The sequence below is a fragment of the Paenibacillus sp. 1-18 genome (genome assembly GCF_000520755.1).
Classification (GTDB): domain Bacteria; phylum Bacillota; class Bacilli; order Paenibacillales; family Paenibacillaceae; genus Paenibacillus; species Paenibacillus brasilensis.
The window spans coordinates 1-1,592 of sequence record NZ_ASSB01000081.1 but is presented as its reverse complement, the minus strand read 5'-3'; the positions used below and the strand labels follow the sequence as shown (position 1 = coordinate 1,592).

At 52.1% G+C, this 1,592-nt stretch carries 1 protein-coding gene and 1 pseudogene; both read left to right on the top strand.

The genetic code is table 11. The annotated features are described in order from the left end of the window. A partial coding sequence (locus L693_RS0105655; protein ID WP_025716433.1) for an ABC transporter ATP-binding protein occupies positions 1 to 1,280 on the top strand: 1,280 nt, incomplete at its 5' end. Further along, positions 1,280 to 1,592: pseudogene (locus tag L693_RS27710) on the top strand (multidrug ABC transporter permease); the annotation flags it as partial. The gene L693_RS0105655 and the pseudogene L693_RS27710, both read left to right, overlap by 1 nt.

The window sequence follows — 1,592 nt, the reverse complement described above, 5'->3', positions numbered from 1 at the left end:
AGCTGACACTGGCGGCTATCCTGCCGCTGCCTTTTATTGCGCTGGCCATGAGCATTTACGGCAAAGCCGTTCACGAGCGCTACACACTCGCACAGGATGCATTTGGCGATATGAACGATCAGGTGCTGGAATCAGTGGCAGGTATCCGGGTCATTCGCGCCTATGTGCAGGAGCGGATGGATGAAAAGCGTTTTGCAGATATTACCGAGGATGTGTTTCGTAAAAATTTGGCAGTCGCCCGAATGGACGCTCTCTTTGAACCAACCATCCGCCTGTGCGTAGGACTTAGTTACGTCATCGGCCTCGGCTATGGTATTTATCTGGTATTTCATAACGATATTACGCTGGGCGAGCTAGTCTCCTTTAACATGTATCTGGGAATGATGATTTGGCCGATGTTTGCCATCGGTGAGCTGATTAATATCATGCAGCGTGGCAGCGCTTCTCTGGATCGGGTCAATGAAACACTCCATGTCCAGCCAGACGTACAGGATGCAGCCCATCCCGTATCGGTTAGCCGTCCTGAGTCCATTACGATGAAAGACGTTACCTTCCGTTATCCCACCTCCACTGTCGATAATTTGTCGCATATGAGCCTGGAGTTGAAACGTGGTGAAACGCTGGGCGTTGTCGGTCGAACTGGTAGCGGAAAGTCCACTTTGCTCAAACAACTTTTACATGAGTACCCGACAGGCAGCGGTGATATTTTAATCTCTGGCACAAGACTGGAGGACATTGCCGTCGAACAACTGCACAGCTGGATCGGCTACGTACCGCAGGAACAAATTTTGTTTTCCAAATCGGTACGTGAGAACATTCAGTTCGGTAAGCCTGGTGCAGATGATGACGACATCATGGAAGCTATCCGCACGGCTGCCTTTGATCAGGACCTGGGCACCCTGTCCGATGGACTGGATACACTCGTTGGGGAAAAAGGGATCGCCCTGTCCGGCGGCCAGAAGCAACGTGTCTCGCTGGCGCGCGCCTTTATCGGTGACCCGGATATTCTGGTGCTCGACGATGCACTGTCTGCAGTAGATGCCCGGACGGAAGCGCGTATTATCGAAAATATCCGGCGGAAGCGCTCGGGTAAAACAACCCTGATCTCCACTCACCGTCTCTCGGCTGTCGAACATGCAGACCGGATCGTCGTGCTGGAGCAAGGACGCATTATTGAGGAAGGAACCCACAGTGAGCTGCTTGAGGCTGGCGGTTGGTACCGGCAGCAGTATGAACGGCAACAAGTGGAATCTGATCTGACCTCAGGGGAGGTATCCTAATGAAACCCAATATCGGCAAAAGGCTGTTCCAGTACGCCCTGACGAGCAAAGCAGGTTTTATCGCTGCACTCATCGCACTGGCTATAGGAGTAGCCGCCGAGCTGGCCGGACCCTTCATCGCCAAAACGATGATCGACGACCATATGCTCGCTATAGAAAAACCATTTTATGAAACAACGAGTGTGGACGGCACTGTGAGCTTTGACGGAACCCATTTTAAGCGTGAAGACCGCTTTGAGCCCGGAGAAGCCAAAGGTCGCGAAGCGAGAATTTTGCAAGTTGACAAATCCTTTGTATTTGTTGATGGCTCGG